Origin of the sequence: Streptomyces sp. NPDC058751, assembly GCF_042746485.1 — a bacterium.
Classification (GTDB): domain Bacteria; phylum Actinomycetota; class Actinomycetes; order Streptomycetales; family Streptomycetaceae; genus Streptomyces.
In genome coordinates this window covers 75,857-91,936 of sequence record NZ_JBHYPZ010000023.1, presented here as the reverse complement: position 1 = coordinate 91,936, position 16,080 = coordinate 75,857, and the positions used below count along the sequence as shown (strand labels likewise).

At 73.5% G+C, this 16,080-nt stretch carries 14 protein-coding genes; 7 read left to right on the top strand and 7 right to left on the bottom strand.

All coding sequences use genetic code 11. The features are described from left to right. Nucleotides 1–540: 540 nt before the first annotated feature. The 3 genes from ACFW6B_RS21980 to ACFW6B_RS21970 all read left to right on the top strand — a co-directional run bounded on the left by ACFW6B_RS21980 (nucleotide 541) and on the right by ACFW6B_RS21970 (nucleotide 2,993). Nucleotides 541–1,329, top strand: a complete 789-nt coding sequence (locus ACFW6B_RS21980) for an ArsR/SmtB family transcription factor (protein WP_386598176.1) — start codon at nucleotides 541–543, stop codon at nucleotides 1,327–1,329. Between the two features lie 131 nt (nucleotides 1,330–1,460). Continuing rightward, nucleotides 1,461–1,859 carry a peptidase inhibitor family I36 protein gene (locus tag ACFW6B_RS21975; RefSeq protein WP_386598175.1) on the top strand — a complete coding sequence of 133 codons (399 nt, stop codon included), beginning with the start codon at nucleotides 1,461–1,463 and terminating at the stop codon, nucleotides 1,857–1,859. Nucleotides 1,860–2,018: 159 nt separating this feature from the next. After that, the gene (locus ACFW6B_RS21970) at nucleotides 2,019–2,993 is read left to right on the top strand and encodes a hypothetical protein (protein ID WP_386598174.1); all 975 of its coding nucleotides are present in this window, start codon (nucleotides 2,019–2,021) and stop codon (nucleotides 2,991–2,993) included. A gap of 12 nt (nucleotides 2,994–3,005) precedes the next feature. Here ACFW6B_RS21970 and ACFW6B_RS21965 read toward each other — a convergent pair whose 3' ends face one another. Further along, nucleotides 3,006–4,091 carry a WD40/YVTN/BNR-like repeat-containing protein gene (locus ACFW6B_RS21965; RefSeq protein ID WP_386598173.1) on the bottom strand — a complete coding sequence of 362 codons (1,086 nt, stop codon included), beginning with the start codon at nucleotides 4,089–4,091 and terminating at the stop codon, nucleotides 3,006–3,008. A gap of 284 nt (nucleotides 4,092–4,375) precedes the next feature. Between ACFW6B_RS21965 and ACFW6B_RS21960 the strand changes: the two genes are divergently transcribed. Continuing rightward, nucleotides 4,376–4,948: a hypothetical protein gene (locus tag ACFW6B_RS21960; protein WP_386598172.1), complete on the top strand. Its 573-nt coding sequence runs from the start codon at nucleotides 4,376–4,378 to the stop codon at nucleotides 4,946–4,948. Nucleotides 4,949–5,454: 506 nt separating this feature from the next. Here the strand turns inward: ACFW6B_RS21960 and ACFW6B_RS21955 are convergent. Both ACFW6B_RS21955 and ACFW6B_RS21950 read right to left on the bottom strand, forming a co-directional pair. After that, nucleotides 5,455–7,509 carry a HEAT repeat domain-containing protein gene (locus ACFW6B_RS21955; protein WP_386598171.1) on the bottom strand — a complete coding sequence of 685 codons (2,055 nt, stop codon included), beginning with the start codon at nucleotides 7,507–7,509 and terminating at the stop codon, nucleotides 5,455–5,457. 237 nt (nucleotides 7,510–7,746) lie between these two features. Then, nucleotides 7,747–8,070, bottom strand: coding sequence for a hypothetical protein (locus ACFW6B_RS21950; RefSeq protein ID WP_386598170.1), 324 nt, complete (start codon nucleotides 8,068–8,070; stop codon nucleotides 7,747–7,749). A 340-nt stretch (nucleotides 8,071–8,410) separates the two neighbouring features. Between ACFW6B_RS21950 and ACFW6B_RS21945 the strand changes: the two genes are divergently transcribed. Next, complete coding sequence (locus ACFW6B_RS21945; protein WP_386598169.1) at nucleotides 8,411–8,761, top strand: ArsR/SmtB family transcription factor; 351 nt, start codon at nucleotides 8,411–8,413, stop codon at nucleotides 8,759–8,761. A 334-nt stretch (nucleotides 8,762–9,095) separates the two neighbouring features. Then, complete coding sequence (helR, locus tag ACFW6B_RS21940; RefSeq protein WP_386598168.1) at nucleotides 9,096–11,243, top strand: RNA polymerase recycling motor ATPase HelR; 2,148 nt, start codon at nucleotides 9,096–9,098, stop codon at nucleotides 11,241–11,243. 326 nt (nucleotides 11,244–11,569) lie between these two features. Here the strand turns inward: helR and ACFW6B_RS21935 are convergent, their stop codons facing one another. Next, the gene (locus ACFW6B_RS21935) at nucleotides 11,570–12,919 is read right to left on the bottom strand and encodes an FAD-dependent oxidoreductase (protein WP_386598167.1); all 1,350 of its coding nucleotides are present in this window, start codon (nucleotides 12,917–12,919) and stop codon (nucleotides 11,570–11,572) included. A gap of 214 nt (nucleotides 12,920–13,133) precedes the next feature. Here ACFW6B_RS21935 and ACFW6B_RS21930 point away from each other — a divergent pair, with 214 nt between their 5' ends. Next, nucleotides 13,134–13,604: a DUF6214 family protein gene (locus ACFW6B_RS21930; RefSeq protein ID WP_386598221.1), complete on the top strand. Its 471-nt coding sequence runs from the start codon at nucleotides 13,134–13,136 to the stop codon at nucleotides 13,602–13,604. A gap of 90 nt (nucleotides 13,605–13,694) precedes the next feature. Here the strand turns inward: ACFW6B_RS21930 and ACFW6B_RS21925 are convergent, their stop codons facing one another. The 3 genes from ACFW6B_RS21925 to ACFW6B_RS21915 form a co-directional block, all read right to left on the bottom strand. Further along, nucleotides 13,695–14,372, bottom strand: coding sequence for a TetR/AcrR family transcriptional regulator (locus tag ACFW6B_RS21925; RefSeq protein WP_386598166.1), 678 nt, complete (start codon nucleotides 14,370–14,372; stop codon nucleotides 13,695–13,697). Nucleotides 14,373–14,553: 181 nt separating this feature from the next. Next, nucleotides 14,554–14,781, bottom strand: a complete 228-nt coding sequence (locus ACFW6B_RS21920) for a hypothetical protein (RefSeq protein ID WP_386598165.1) — start codon at nucleotides 14,779–14,781, stop codon at nucleotides 14,554–14,556. A 265-nt stretch (nucleotides 14,782–15,046) separates the two neighbouring features. Further along, entirely contained in the window at nucleotides 15,047–15,985 is a 939-nt protein-coding gene (locus ACFW6B_RS21915; protein ID WP_386598164.1) for a M56 family metallopeptidase, read from the bottom strand. Nucleotides 15,986–16,080: the final 95 nt, after the last annotated feature.

The following is a 16,080-nucleotide window of genomic DNA, read 5'->3' as shown; positions in this document are numbered from 1 at the left end:
GCCGTACACATGGCCGAGATCAAACCGGTGGCCGTCCCGCGACCGGGGATGACCGATTCGTTGCCGAATCGGATGTCTCCGGGTTCAAAGTGCTTGCCACGGTGGGGCGTTGGGCCCGCCCTGGGCGGCGATTTCCGCGAGCGGCCGCGCGGGCGGGGCCGCGGTGGTGCCGGGGCGGACCGGGCCGACCCACTCGTTTGAAACGTCGACGGAAATTCAGCCACCCGCCGGACGGAGCGGGCGGGATTGGCGCGCGTGGAATTGCGAGAAGTTTTCTTGCGGGCCGGGCATTCCTGGTATAGGAAATGACCGACGAGGTGCGGGGCCTCGTGGGGGTGAGGGATGCTGCGGATTCATTTCACGAACGAAGATCTCTTGAAAATCCGGGTGATCTCGTCGCCGGATCCCATGTGGGAACTGGTATTGAGCGTCTTCCGATTACGCAGACGGTTGGCCGTGGCCCGGTACGAACCGTGGTATCAGCAGGTCAGGGCGGAGGCGGCCCGCAGTGATCTGTTGCAGCGCATTCGGCTCATGCTGATGCCCATGATTCCGGCCTCGGGATATTTTCCGGACTTTCTGACCCCGCAGAACCGGCAGTACGGAGGGATCGAATCGATCATCGAGTCGGTGGCCGGAAGTCCCGAAAACGTCCTGCGCAGTCAACTCGACCTCCTCGACCGGGGCCGGGGATCCGCCTGGCTGGAGCGATTGTACGAAGCGGACCTTACGGCCCGGGAAGACTTACGCAAACTCCTGCGGGACTATCACCGTGTCGCCCTCGCCCCTTACTGGAACGCGATCCGTAACAGCGTCGAGGCGGATCGGGCCATTCGCACCCGCGCCCTGCTCGACGGCGGAGTCCACGGGTTGCTGCACAGCTACCTGCCGCTGATGCGGTGGACGCCCCCTGTCCTGCACGTCCGGTACTCCGTCGACCAGACACTCCGTCTGAACGGACGAGGACTGCTCCTGGCCCCGTCGCACTTCGGCCAGGGACCCGCGAACTCGCTCGCCGATCCCGCCCTGCCGCCCGTCCTCGTCTATCCCGCCGGGTACGACAGGACGGCGGCACCCGTGACGGTCCGGGCTCTGGGCCGGCTCATGGGCGGCACCCGCGCCTCCATCCTGATCGCCACCGAGACCGCGGCCACGTCCGGGGAACTCGCCCGCCGGGTGGGGGTGTCCGCCGCGACGGTGAGCCATCATCTGTCCGCACTGCGCGCGGCCGGTCTTCTGAGCACCCTGCGGCAGGGCGAGCTCATCCTGCACACCCGGACCTCCACCGGGTCCGCCCTGGTCAACGCGGCTCGCCCCCCGGGCACTTGAGATCGGAGACGTGACGAGGCAGCCGGTCACCTGCGCATTTCGACCGCGATGGAAAGGGGTGTCCCCCGGCCGAACGCGCTCGCGAGTATGGCTGGCAGCTCGCATCCGTACCGGAAGGGACACGAGACACCGTGAAGAACGTACGTCGCTCGGCAGCCGTCGCGGCCGTCCTGGCCGCCGGTGCCACCGCCCTCACCATCAGTCCCGCGTCAGCCGCCGACACGACCTGCTCCAGCGGCTACGCCTGCCTGTACTACCACCCCAACTACCAGGGGGCCTTCTTCAAGCAGTTCCCCAACATCCCCAACTACTCCGGCTACACCTTCACCGCCAGCGCCAACGGCAGTGCCGGCGCGGGCCAGGGAGTCCGGAACAACGCGGCCTCGGTGGACAACTGGGACTTCAACAACGCCTTCACCGTGTACTACCACGTCAACTACACCGGGGCGAGCCAGCGCTTCGCCGCCGGCGGGGGCGGGAACTTCAACACCACGCTGCGCAACGAGAACGCTTCCGGCAAGTTCGGCTGATCCGGCGGGACGTTCCGACCGGCCGAGGTCTGCTCACCGCAGCCTCGCGCAGGGGGCGCCCCGCCCCGAAGACACCGGGCGGGGCGCCCCCCCCGCGCCCCGGCCGCACGCTCGGCCGTCCTTGTGTACCCACCCACCGCATCGAGGACACACCGGCCCATGAACTCGTCCCCCGCCCCCGGCCGTCCGAAAGCCGCCGTCGTCCTGGCGACGGCGGCCGTGCTGATGGCCGGGGGCTGCTCCTCGTCCTCGCCGTCACCGTCGTCCTCCGGGCCTTCCCGGCCGCAGGACGCGGCCGTCGTCATGCCGGAGGTCTCCTCCGTGCCGAGGCTGATCACGGCCGCCGACCGGGAACTGCCGATCGCCCCCTACCTCCTGAGCGACAAGCAGTCGGACGAACTGACCGCGGCGCAGGCGGAGTTGACCGAACAATGCATGGCCCGGTTCGGGTTCCGCTACACCTCTCCCGCCCCGGCCGCGGTGTTCAGGCCGAGGACCCCCACCCAGTTCCGGTACGGCGTGACCGATCCCGAGGCGGCGGCGGTCGACGGATTCGCTCCGCCCGGCAGCAGGACCGCCCCGACGGCCGTCGAACCCGCGGCGCTGTCCGCGGAGACGACCCTCGTCCTGACGGGAACGAACGACCCGCACGTCAAGCCCGGTTCCACCGCGGCCGGCGGGCAGGTCCACAAGGGCCGGAAGATCCCTGTCGGCGGCTGTGTCGGTGAGGCCCGGACGCGACTGCTCTCCGAAGGGCCGGAGGCCGGCGGCGACGCGCAGCTCCCCAACGACATCAACATCGACAGCTTCGAGTCCTCGCGGAAGCACCCCCTGGTCAGAGCCGTGTTCGCCAAGTGGTCGCAGTGCATGGAGGCCCGTGGCCTCTCCTACCCGGACCCGCTCGCGGCCGGCGGCGACAGCGCCTGGCGCACGGGGACCGCGTCGGCGAAGGAGAAGGCGGCGGCCCGCGCCGACGCGGACTGCAAGACGCGGAACAACGTCGTCGGCGTCTGGTACGCCGTCGACTCCGCCCTGCAGCGGCAGGCGATCGCGAGGAACAGCGCGGCCCTGGCCGAGATCAAGAAGTCGATCCGTGCCCGGGTGAAGCTCGCGACCGCCGTGCTCGCGGGATGACGGGCCCCTGCCTCAGACCAGGACCGCCGCGCGGACGCACAGGACGTCCGGGAGGTGCGAGGCGAGCTGCTGCCAGCTGTCGCCGTCGTCCGCCGACGCGTACACCTCGCCGTTGCGGTTGCCGAAGTACACGCCCGCCGGGTCCGCGTCGTCCGTGCACAGCGCGTCGCGCAGCACCGTGCCGTAGTGGTCCTCGGAGGGCAGGCCCGCCGTCAACGGTTCCCAGGTCCTGCCGGCGTCGTCCGTACGGAAGACCCGGCAGCGCCGGTCGGCCGGGACCCGGTCCGCGTCGGCGTTGATCGGGAAAACGTAGGCCGTGTCCCCGCGGTGCGGATGCGCCGCCACCGTGAACCCGAACGTCGACGGCAGGTCCGCGCCGATGTCGGTCCACTGCCCGGCCCCGTCGTCACTGCGGTACACACCCCAGTGGTTCTGGAGGTAGAGCCGGTCCGGGTTCGCCGCGTCGCGCGCGACCTTGTGCACGCACTGCCCGAACTCGGGGTTCGGATCGGGCAGGAACACGGCGGAGACACCGGAGTTGGCGGGTTCCCAGCTCGCGCCGCCGTCGGCGGTGCGGAAGACCCCGGCCGTGGACACGGCCACTGTCACGGCCCGCGCGTCGCGTTCGTCGGTGAGGATGGTGTGCAGCCCCTCGCCGCCGCCTCCGGGGACCCACTTCGAGCGCGTGGGGTGTTCCCACAGGGGGCGGACGAGCTCGAAGGACTCGCCCCGGTCCTCCGAGCGGTACAACGCGGCCGGTTCCGTCCCCGCGTACACGACGTCCGGTTCGGCGGCCGCCGGGTGCAGCTGCCACACCCGCTCCAGCGAGGCACCCGTCTCCTTGGGGAACTTGACCGCGGGCCGCGAGGGTTCGGTCCACGTACGGCCCAGGTCGTCGGAGTGGAACACGGACGGGCCCCAGTGCGCGCTGTCCCCGCCTGCCAGCAGCCGCGGCTTCCCGCCCCGGGAGTCGATCGCGACCGAGTACACGGCCTGCGCGTTGAAATACGGACTCTCGTCGAACTCCCAGGCGCCACCGCGCCGTCGCCCGATGAAGAGACCCTTGCGGGTGCCTACCGTGAGCAGTACGTCGGCCATGACCGGCCACCTCCGCGACGTCGTTGTCTGCGCTACGGGCCAGTCTGCACCCCGGCACTGACAGTCACCTTTCGTCCTGGTGTTTGTGCAGGTCGGACTGGGTGTGGCGGCGGACTCCGAGGGCTCGCGGCGCTGCTCGCCGGGTCTCTCGGGGGGAGGGGTCGGCGGCCCCCGGCGCCCGTGCCGGACGAGCCGGCGGCCACGGGGCGTGAGCATCGTGCGGCGCGCACACGTATGGGAGGGGGATGTTCCGTGTCCGTGCGGTCGTGAGGAGGATGCCCCTGATGGCGGCGTTCCGTGGTCCGAGGGTCTGGCTGTGGAGGTGGCGGCGCAACCCGCTGCGGCGGCGAAGCGATGTCCTGGAGGCCTGGATCATGCTTGCGGCCGGGGTGTTCACGGTGCTGGGCGGTGTGGTCGCGGGCCTGGTGACCGTCGGCGTCGTGGAGAACGGCCTCGCGAGGGAGCGCGCGGAGTCGCGCACCGTCACCGCCCAGCTGTTCGAGGACGCGCCGGAGGCGACCGGGCCCGCCGGCCGTGTCGTGTGGACGAGGGTCCGCTGGACGGGGCCGGACGGCACCGCCCGCTCCGGCCAGGTACGGGTCGCGGCGGGCACTGCGGCGGACACGCCGGTCCTGGTGTGGACCGATCCCGACGGGCACCTCGTCGACCGGCCGACCACCGTCACCGTGGCCCGGCTGCGGGCCTGGCTGATCGGCATCTTCGCGGGCGGGGGAGCGGCGGCCGTCCCCTTCGTCGCCGGCCGTCGTCTCCGTGGCCGCCTGGAACGCCTGCGGGTGGACCGGTGGGACGAGGAGTGGGCCCGGATCGGACCGCTGTGGGGCCGCATGGCGAGCTGACCGTCCGCCGAAGCGGTGATCCCACCCGCCTCGCCTCGACGTCGTCCGCCACGTAGGCGCCCGGCTCTCCGGCACCGTCCGCCACCCCCGAGCACCTTCCGGCACCGCCCGCCGCGCAGGTGCCCCGCCTTCCGGCGCCGCCCGCCATGCACGCGCGGCCGTTCCCCGACGCCCCACGCGGCTCGAACGCGGTCGCCTTTTCCGGCGCCCTACGCCGTTCGAGCCCCATCCGTCCCTCCCGGCACACCCACGCACAGGCCCTCCCGCAGGTCTCCGCACCGCTCGAACACGGTCGTCTTCCCGGCGTCCCGCCCCGTGCCCGCCTTCCGGTGCCCCGGCCCCGCACGTACAAGCCCTCCCGCCGCGGGCCGTGCGAGCGCGCACGTGGTCGTCCCCGGCGCCCCATGCGGTTCCGCCGGCCCTGCCGCTCCGGACAGCCCCGGCCTCCGGTCTCGGTACCCTCGACGTCTTGCGGCGACCCGCCACCGCAGCCCCCGGGAGGCTCGTCACGCGGCCTCCAGTGCCGCCCGACAGTCCCGCAGGAGCAGTTCGTCCTCGAGCACGTCGTGGCTGCCGTGGCCGTCGGAGCGGGCACGGTGGCGCCGCGGCGAGGCCAGCTCCGTACGCACCAGGTCGTGGACGGGCGCGCCCGCGCCGCCCATCCGGACGAGGCACGCGGCGATGGTGCCCCGCGTGTACGGGTTGCGCCGCCAGGCTTCGCGGAACACCGGCAGGACAGGTCCCGGATCTCCGGCGATCTCCCACAGGGCACAGGCCCCGGCCGTCCGCTCCCACACGTCGGCGGAGTCCGTCAGACGACGGAGCCCGGGGAGCGCGGGCACGGCTGCTGCCCCGACACGGCCGAGGGCCTCGGCCGCCGCCCGGCGGTCTCCCGCCCTCCGCTCCGGGGCCAGCGCCCCGAGCAGTGCCGGAAGGACCGTTTCCGCGTTCCCCTCCACGGACCGGAGCGCGTCGGCCGCCGCCACGGCGTTCTCGCCCGTCAGCAGCCCCCGCAGCACCGGTACGGCCCCACGCGCCTCCGGTCCGAACGCTCCGAGCGTCCGGGCCAGCGCCTTCACCAGGGCGTCCCGGAGCCGCAGTTCGGGTGGCGTGCCGTGCAGCAGCCGCAGTACTTCCGGTACGGCAGCGGCGTACCGCAGCGCGCCGAGGCCGGACAGCAGCGGCGCGGCGCGGTCGTAGGTGTCCGGGGAGCCGAGCGGGACCTCGGCCAGGCGCTCGCGCAGCAGCGGCGCCAGCGGCGCCGCGGCCGGACCCAGATGCCCGATCGCGTACCCGGTCTCGTTCGGTACGACCGGGCGGCGCAGCACCTCGGCGAGGGCCGGCACCGCCCGCGCGTCCCCGCACCGGGCGAGGGCTTTCAGGGGACGGTCCAGCGTCGCCGCACCGGGCTCCCCGGAGTCCGTGCCCGACTCCACGAGAGCGGCGAGCCGGTCGGCCGCGGGAGCCGCCAGGGCGAACAGGAACTCCAGGACGGACACCGCGGCGCAGCGCAACCGCTCCTCGTCCGAGCCGAGTTGCTCCCCGATCAGCGCGACCGGCTCCTCGTACGCGGCACGCCATTCGCGGAACAGCCCCGCCGACATCCACACGGCGTTGCACCGGTCGGCCGTGTCCTGGCTGCTCAACTGTCCCTTGAGCAGGGCGATCCGGTCCGTGGTGCGGGCACCCAGCGCCTTGTGGAGCGTCCGGAGCAGCCGCGCGCCCTCCTCGTCCGCGGGGCGCATACGGCGCAGGCTGCCGATGAGGGTGTCGGAGGACGTCCGCACGGGGTCAGCGGACGGCCTCGTCCGCTGCGACCTGGTGTGGAGCAGTGCGACGACCGTGGGCACGAGGTCGGCGGGCAGCCGGCCGGGGGCGCACGAGGCGAGCTGTCCGAGCGCCGCGAGCCGCAGCCCCGGGTCGTACGGCGGGCCGCCCAGCGACACCAGACAGGCCACCGAGGGGGCCGCGGGGCCGCCGTACAGCCGGGCGAAGAGGCCGAGGCTCTCGACCAGTGCCAGCCGGACGCCGTCCTCCTGTTCGTCCCGCAGCCGTTCGCTCAACAGGGCGAGGACGCGCGGCGGTTCGCCGTGGAAGCGCACGAGTGCCGACAGCACGGCACGGCGCACCTCCGGGTCGTGGTCCGTGACGAGGTCCGGGAAGAGGGCGGCACCCGCCCGGACGGCCGCGCGCGCCATCGCGTGGTTGTCGTCCCCGGATTCCTCCGCTTCCCGGCCGCCGTCCTCGCCCGAGCCGTCCGCGCCTTCCCCGAAGGCGTCCCCGTCGTCCGGTCCGCCGATGCTGGCGAGCAGTTCCACGACCCCGCCCCGGTCGGGGAGTTCGGTGCGTCCGGCGAGCTCGAACAGGAAGGGGACGGACGCGAGCGTCGAGTCGTACACATCGCCCTGGTGGTGCACGGCTCCGTACATCCCGTCGAGGGCGGCCTCCCGCTCCTGGGGGAGCGGCGAGGCGAGTCCCCGCAGCAGCTCCGGCACGTCCGCGGCGCTTCCGTAGGCATGCTCCATCGAGGCCCAGTCGACCTCGTCGATCCCCCTGAACACGGTGTCCTCCCCGGGCGTACGGCCATTGATCGTGAGTGTGCACCACGGCACTGACAGTGACGCCCGGGAGCGGTTCCGTCGACGGCGCCGGTCCGGCCAACCACGGGGCGCACGGCCGCTTTCCGACGGTCGACCGGGAGCGGTCCCGCCGACGGGTCGTCCGGTCAGGGGGAGAAGGGGAGCCAGGGGGCGGCGGAGCCGGACGTCTCCGCGGCGGCGCCGCCCGTCGCGTATCTCTCAGCGGTGGGGTGAAGTGCCGCGGTCGCGGCCCGGGGTCCCGAAGGGGCCGCCCGGGCGCGGCTTCCCGCTGTCGCCGAGCGGGCGGTCGCGCGTGCTCGCCCGCCACAGGAGGTCACCGAGCGCCGCGCCCGCCGAAACCAGGGCCGCGATCACCCCGGCCATGGTCAGTCCGTCGCCGAGGTGCGGGCGTCCGTGCACGGCGTGCAGGTCGAACCCGCACAGGTGGTACACGCCCAGCGCGGCGATTCCGAGACTCGGCACGAGCAGCGCCAGCACGGACGCCGGTCCGCGTGCCGCGCGTCCGGTGTCACGTTCCTTCACGGGCTCCCCCTGCCGTACGAAGTTCACCGCCGGGACCCTGCAGTACGTAGGGTCGCCCTGTCCTGGCCGCGTTCCCACGGCACTGGGGCGGCTACCCCGGACGACGGCGGCCATGCGGGGCCGGGGCGTCCGGACTCCGTGATCCGGGTCACGGGCGCGCCGGCGGCCCCCGGACCGTGCCCGCGCCTCACTCCTGCTCGTTCGCGCGGTCACTTCCCGGGGGCGTCCGCCGCGGTCCTAGGCGGAGCGGTGGTACTGGTCGGGCACGTGGACGCCGGCCCCCAGTTCGCGTGCCGCGAGCCGGGCGAAGGCCGGGGCCCCCGGACGAAGTGGAGCCACCGTGACGCCCGCCGCCGCCAGTGGCCGTGGTCTGCCGCACCCCGCGCGTGAGGAGATCCGGCTGGAGTCGGTGCTGCACGCGCCGTCCGACCCGATGCGGCTCCGGATCGTCCGCGAACTCGCCGCCGAGAGCAGTGAGCCGGCCTGCTCTGACTTCGTCCTGCCGGTCACCAGGTCCACGACGACGCACCACTTCCGGGTGCTCCGCGAGAGCGGGGTCGTCCGCCAGGTCTACCGCGGGACGGCGAAGATGAACGGCCTGCGCGCGGACGATCTCGACGCCCTCTTCCCCGGGCTCCTCGACCGCGTCCTGGAGGCCGCCGCCCGGCAGGCCGCGCGTCCGGAGCGGTGACGCCTCGCGGCGGCCGCCGGTGACGCTTCCGGGCCCCTGACGCGAGAAAAGGCAAGGGGAAAGCCGTCCCTTGCCACTCTCAACGTATAGCGCACCGGGGGGCTTGCGGCAAGGCCCCGGTCGTACCGCAGAATCGCTGGCCGAAGCCGGAACCTGCGGAAAAGGGAGACTCGCGAAGTGCGTGTGCTTTTGTCGGTCGATGGTGTGCGCGGTGAAGGCGTACCGGGGACGAGGCCCGCGCCGGGGCCGCGGATGCCCGAGGGCGGGGCGCGGGTGGACGCCCGGCCGGTGCGACGGACCTCCGCGGGTGCGACCCCGAACCGGAGCCGGTGACATGAACCCCTCGACCACCAGCGCGTTCCGCCTTCCCGGCCGGCTCTCCGCCAAAGCGGACCCGGTGCTGATCGCCGGGGACGAGCGGCACTTCGCGGCCGTCGCGGAGAGCCTCGAACGCTCGATCGCCGAACTGTCCGACCGCCTCGACGCCGAACGCAGGGCGCCCGGCGGCCTCGGCCGCGAGGCGATGGAGCGGGACCTGGAGATCCACAGGCTGACCGGCAGGCTGCGCGCGCTGCGCCGCTTCGGACTCGACCTGTGCCTCGGGCACGTCGTCGCCGCGGACGGCTCCGGACCCGTGTACATCGGGCGCCTCGGCCTCACCGACAGCGAGGGCCGCCGGCTGCTGACCGACTGGCGCTCTCCCGCCGCCGAGCCGTTCTTCGCCGCGACCCACGCCCGGCCCATGGGCCTGGCGAGCCGCCGCAGGTACCGCTGGACCGACGGCCGGATCAGTGACTACTGGGACGAGGTGTTCACCGCCGACGGGCTGGAACGGCACGCCGCGCTCGACGACCAGTCCGCCTTCATCGCCGGCCTGGGCGGCAGCCGGTCGAAGCGGATGAGGGACGTGCTCGCCACCATCCAGGCCGACCAGGACGCCGTCATCCGGGCGGGATCCCGCGGCGCCCTCGTCGTCGACGGCGGTCCCGGCACGGGCAAGACGGTCGTCGCGCTGCACCGTTCCGCCTACCTCCTCTACTCCGACCCCCGCCTCGGCCACCGACGCGGCGGTGTGCTGTTCGTCGGCCCGCACCAGCCCTATCTGGCCTACGTCGCCGACGTCCTGCCCAGCCTCGGGGAGGAGGGCGTGCAGACCTGCACCCTGCGCGACCTCGTCGCCGAGGGGGCCGGAGCCACGGCCGAGCGCGATCCGGACGTGGCCCGACTGAAGTCATCCGCGGACATGGTGAAGGCGGTCGAGACGGCCGTCAGGTTCTACGAGGACCCGCCCGCCCGGGGGATGACGGTCACGACGCCCTGGGCCGACGTCGACCTGAGCGCCGACGACTGGGCCGAGGCCTTCGAGGCGGTGGAACCGGGAACCCCGCACAACGAGGCGCGCGACCAGATCCTGGAGGCGCTGATCGCCGTCCTGACGGACAGGCACGACGAGGACGTCCCGCCCGAACGACTGCGCAGGGCGCTGCTGCGCGATCAGGAGCTGGCCGGGACCCTGGACCGCGCGTGGCCGCTGCTCGACGCGGCCGACCTCGTGGGCGACCTGTGGTCCGTACCCGCCTACCTGCGGCTGTGCGCGCCCTGGCTCGGACCCGACGACGTCCGCAGACTGCAGCGCCCGGACGCCCGGGCCTGGACGGTGTCCGACCTGCCCGTCCTGGACGCGGCACGGCAGCGGCTCGGCGACCCGGAGACGTCCCTGCGAAGGCGCCGCCACGAGGCGTCCGTGGCGGCCGAACGCGAGCGCATGGCCAGCGTCATCGACAACGTGCTCGCGGCCGACGACGACGGCGAGGGCGCGGTGACGATGCTGCGCGGCCGGGACCTGCAGGACACCCTGATCGACGGGAGCGGGCCGCCCGCCGCGCGACCGGACCCGCTCGCCGGGCCGTTCGCGCACGTCGTCGTCGACGAGGCCCAGGAACTGACCGACGCGGAATGGCAGATGCTGCTGCGACGCTGCCCGTCCCGGAGCCTCACCGTCGTCGGGGACCGCGCACAGGCCAGGCGCGGGTTCGCCGAGTCCTGGGAGGAACGGCTCGGACGGGTCGGGCTCGACCGGATCGACGTGGCCTCGCTGACCATCAACTACCGGACGCCCGAAGAGGTCATGGCGGAGGCCGAGTCCGTCATCCGGGCCGTGCTGCCGGACGCCAACGTGCCGACCTCCGTGCGCAGTTCCGGTGTCCCCGTCCTCCACGGTTCCGTCGCGGACCTGGAGCCGGTGCTCGACGCCTGGCTCCGCGAACACGACGAGGGGACCGCCTGCGTCATCGGCGATCCCGCGTTCCGGGCGACCTCCCGGATCCGCTCGCTGACACCGGAGCTGTCGAAGGGGCTCGAATTCGACCTGGTCGTCCTCGTCGATCCGCGGAACTTCGGAGAGGGCGTGGAAGGCACGGTCGACCGCTATGTCGCGATGACCCGGGCGACCCAGCGACTCGTCGTCCTCACGAGCCCCTGACGCCGACGGACACCTCGGGCCTGAGGGCACCTCGGGCCGCCGGAGGCGAGCCGCCGCGTGCTCGCCGGCACCCGCGCTCCGCGGTGGCCGGGAACCAGGCGTCCGCGTGGGGTTGCCGGGCCGGGGCCCGATGGTCGTCGGAGCCGAGTCCGACAGTTGTCGGGGCCGGGTCCGGGCCCCGTGATCGTCGGGGCCGGGTTCCGGCGGTTGCCGTGGCCGGGTTCCGGCGGTCGTCAAGGCGGGGTCGGCGGTCGTCGGGACGGGCCCGGAGCGTCAGGCCCCGCCCTCCGGGAGGGGACGTGAGGGAACCCGCGTCCGCGCGGTCGTCAGGAACCCGCCGTCCGGGCCGCCGTCCAGAGCGCGTCCCAGTCGGGCAGCTTGACCACCTCGCGCCCCAGCCTGGCTCCCAGCTCCGCCTCGGCCCGCTCGATCGCCCGCCACCCCGCCCATTCGACCGGCCGTGTCCCCCCGGCCCGCAGCGCCGCGAGCGGATCGTCGGAGACCTCCCGCCGTACGAGTCCGGGGGCGTCCTCCAGCAGCGAGGCCACCGTCTCCTTCGCGCACGGCCGATTGGTCCCGATGACACCGGTCGGGCCCCGCTTGATCCAGCCCGCGACGTACTCGCCCGGCGAGACCGTGCCGTCCCGCAGGACCCGTCCCGCCCGCTGCGGCACCGTGCCGCGACCGGCGTCGAACGGCAGTCCCTCCAGCGGCACCCCGCGATAGCCCACCGAGCGCAGCACCAACTGGGCCTCCACGTCCTCGAACCGGCCCGTCCCCCGCACCCCGCCCGTTCCGTCCGGGACGGTCCGCTCGAAGCGCACCGCGCCCACCCGGCCGCCGTCGGCGAGGAGTTCGACGGGCCGCAGGAAGAAGCGCGGCCGGATGAGACGCGGCCGGCCCAGCGGCCCGGCCGCCGCCCAGCCCCTCAGCACCTCCACGTTGCGGCGCCGCGCGGCGGGCAGCCCCGACGGATCGAGGTAGGCCGGATCGAGCGCCAGCTCCGCCTCGTCCACGCTGATGCCGACCTCCGCCAGGGCGCCCAGTTCGCGCAGCTCCTTCGTGGTGAAGCGGGCCTGCGACGGTCCGCGCCGCCCGACCATGCTGATCTCCGTGACCTCGCTGGCGGCCAGCGCGCCGAGCGCCGCCTGCGGAATGTCGGTGGGGCTCAGCTCGGGCGCGGTGCGGGCCAGGATCCGGGTCACGTCGACGGCGACGTTCCCGACCCCGATGACGACGGCCGAGCGCGCGCCGGTCACGAATGCGTGGGCCACGGAGTCGGGGTGCGCGCTGTACCAGGAGACGAACTCGGTGGCCGACCAACTGCCGGGCAGGTCCTCGCCGGGAACGCCGAGACGCCGGTCGGCCGCGGCGCCGACGCAGTACACGACCGCGTGGTACAGCTCCCGCAGCCGCGCCACCGGCACCCCGCCGGGCCCCACCTCGACGCCGCCGAGGAAACGCACCCGCTCGTCCTCCAGGACGCCGCGCAGATTGTTCTGGAGCGACTTGATCTTCTCGTGGTCGGGCGCCACGCCGTAGCGCACCAGGCCGTACGGGCAGGGCAGCCGGTCCAGGACGTCGACGCGGACGTCGGGGGGTCCGCTCCGCTGGACGAGCCCCTGCGCGCTGTAGACCCCGCTGGGCCCCGAACCTACGACGGCGACACGCAGCACGGCGGAACTCCTTACCCGAGGGATCAGGGAGATCGCTGACAGGACATCGCTGGTGCTCCCAGCATCGCACCACCGGATGCTCCGCTGACAGGGTGTGGCGCGCGCCGATCACGCGCGTGTCCGTTCTGATCGAATGTGATCATGCGGTTACTTTCCGTGTGTGTCAGACGCATCGTTTCTCAATCTGTCCGACCGCTGCCGCACGGACGGCGACGTGTCCGTGTGGCCCGCCTGGGAAGTGCGGGAGTCCGCGTCGGGCGTCACGTCCTGGTTCAACGTCCGGCTGGCCTTCCCGGACGGCGCCCGGGTCGACCTGCTCGCCGTGCTGTCGGAGGCGGCCCTGTCGATCGAGGACGTACGGGCCGAGCCGCCCCTCTCGCTGGACGACCTCGCCGTGGTCGCCGAGTGGATCGAGGAACCGCTGTCCGAGGCGTGCGGCGGCCGTCTCGGCTCCGGACGCGACCAGGACCGGGAGGGCCGGGCACGGCGTGCGCGGCCCGCCTGGCCGCGCGGCGCCGAGGGGTGTCTGCTGGTGGCGGAGGAGTACCGGGCGGCGCAGAGGGAAGGCGTGGACCCGGTGCTCGCCGTCATGAACGCCACCGGCCACAGCCGGCGCAAGTCCCTGAGGCTGATCGCGGGAGCCCGCGACGCGGGGTTCCTGACGCCCCGTCACGCCCGCCGCTGACCGGGGCCGTGCCCACCCGCCGGGGCCGCTCCGTCCGGTCCCGGCCTCCGGACCGGCGGCCCGCTGCGTCCGACGCCCTTGCGGGGCGGGCTACTTGGACCGGGTTTCCTCGGGCTCCGGATCGGTCGCGAAGAAGCGGGACAGATCCGTCTCGCGGGGGCAGGCCGGCGTCCCGGCGTCCGGCGGCACCCCCATCTCCCAGTCCAGCCGGTAGCGTTTGAAGAGTTCGGCGCGCAGCACCGGGACCTTCATCGGCACGCCCGGCACCAGGGCCGAGTAGACCGCGCCCATGAGCAGGGCGCGCAGCATCGGGTAGTCGGCCGAGACCTGCTGCGATCCGTACCGTGCCACGGTGTCCCCGAGCAGCTCGGAGAGCCGCACCTGTTCGGGGCACTGGACGAATCCCTCGGCCTGGAGCAGTCCGGCCATGTGCTGCCGCATCAGCACCGGCTGATCCCGCGTCAGGCCGAGGATCGCGTCGATGGCCCGCGCCATCCGCTCCCGGCCGTCCTCGCTGCGCGGCTCGCGTTCGAGGGCCTCCTCCAGCGTGCGGTGCATCAGCCGGTGCACGGCGGACTGCAGGAGCTGGCGTTTGCCGGGGAAGTAGTACGAGACGAGTCCGCGCGCCGATCCCGCGCGATCCGCGATGTCCCCGAGCGTCGTGGCCTCGTATCCCCGCTCGCTCACCAGCTCGACCGCGGCTTGCAGCAGACGTTCCCGGGAACGCCGCCGCAACTCTTCATTGACCGAGGCGCTTCGCGGGGACATGCTGTAACTCCTGCGTTGACTGGCTGCCAGCCAACTATACTCAACGCGTCCGGATCCAGACCCTTCGCGGGGTGGTTCCGGGCTGCCGCCGACCTGGGGCGACGCGGGGGATCGCCTCAGGTCGGACGCGCGGCGGCGGGCGCCGGGGAAGTGCCGTCCGCCCGGCTGCCGTCCTCGGGACTCATGGGCCGTCGGCCCGCGTCCCGGACGTCTCGCCCCGATGCGGGCCCCGGTGGACGGAGAGGTAGGCGCGGCGCCAGTTGGTGACGGCGTACCAGCCGACCGACAGGCTCAGCAGCGCGTTGCCGACGAGGGTCTCCCTGTCGTCGCTGCGCGCGGTGCCGAGGAGTGCCGCCCCGGTGACGCAGGTGAGGAAGCCGGCGAGGAGGATCCAGAGCGCTGTCTTCATGACGGACCTCGGGACTGTGTGACGGAGGCGCAAAACATAACCGCGCATCCCGAATCGCGAAGCGTTTGGCCCGTGTTGGCCGAAACGCGACCGCGTCGGCCTGCCCGTGGCCGGAAAACGTCGCCTCTGCGTCCGAATCCCGGGAACGGGTGATCCAGGAGAGGCGGACGGCCGCCTCCGGCTCCGGGAGTGCGTGACCGGTCTCCGCGAGCGCGGCGCGCGGCCGCGTGTCCTCGACGCGGCGGAAGGACCCGGCGGTACCGGGCTACCCCAGCGCCCGCAGGCCCGGTACGAATGCGACGAGGACCGGCACCACCGGCACCAGCGCGGCCGCCGCCGTCAGTTGCAGCCGACGGGCCGTCGTGAGCCGGTCCCGGGGCGCGAGGAGGCGGTCCACGCGCTGGGGGACGTGGGCGCCCGGTGCGGCCGGACCGGGTCCGAACACCCCCCGGTCCTCGTTGAGTTCGACCAGGGCGAGGGCGATCGTGAGCCGGCCGAAGCGGCGCGACGCCACGTCGTCGGCGGCGAGTTCGACCAGCCGGTGCATCTCGTCGCGGAACGCGGCGAACACGGGCACCCGTGGGAACCCGTTGGCCAGCGCGGCCGAGCAGTGCAGCAGCCAGTCGTGCCGGGCCCGCGCGTGCCCCTGCTCATGGGCGAGCACGGCATCGAGCTGACGTCCTTTGAGGCGGCTCAACGCTGCTGTGGTGATGACCAGTTGGGGAGCGGCGCCGGGCAGCCACCAGACGTCGGGGCGTTCGCCCTCCAGGACGACGAGGGGGCCGGCGCCGCCCTCCTCGCCGGGCAGCAGCGGGGCCCGCACCAGGAGTTCGGACCGGTTCTGCCGACGGCGCAGCCGTGCCCGTACGATCTCGCGCGCCAGCATCGCCGCGGTCCAGGCGCCGCCGCACGCGAGTGCCACGGCGGTGGCGGCGGCCCAGGGACCTCCCGCACCCGGCGCGTAGGCGTCCACGACCGGGGCCGGCGCGCCGCCGAAGACATGGCCGCGCACGGCCACCCAGGCGGCGGACGCGCTCAGTGTCATCGACAGGGCGCAGCACAGCAGGACGGCCGCCACCACGCATTGCCACACCCACAGGGCGACCACGGGTTCCCGGTCGGGCCAGTCGGCCCGTGCGAGCAGTCGCGGGGCGGCCACGGAGACAAGGGCGCCGAGCAGCAACAGTGCCGCGGGGACCATCATGGCCGAAGCCTATGAGCGGGGCCCGCCGCTGGAAACGGCCGACGGCCCCAAGTGACGTACGCCACGGGCCCCTGCCGTGCCGCGACCCCCTTCGG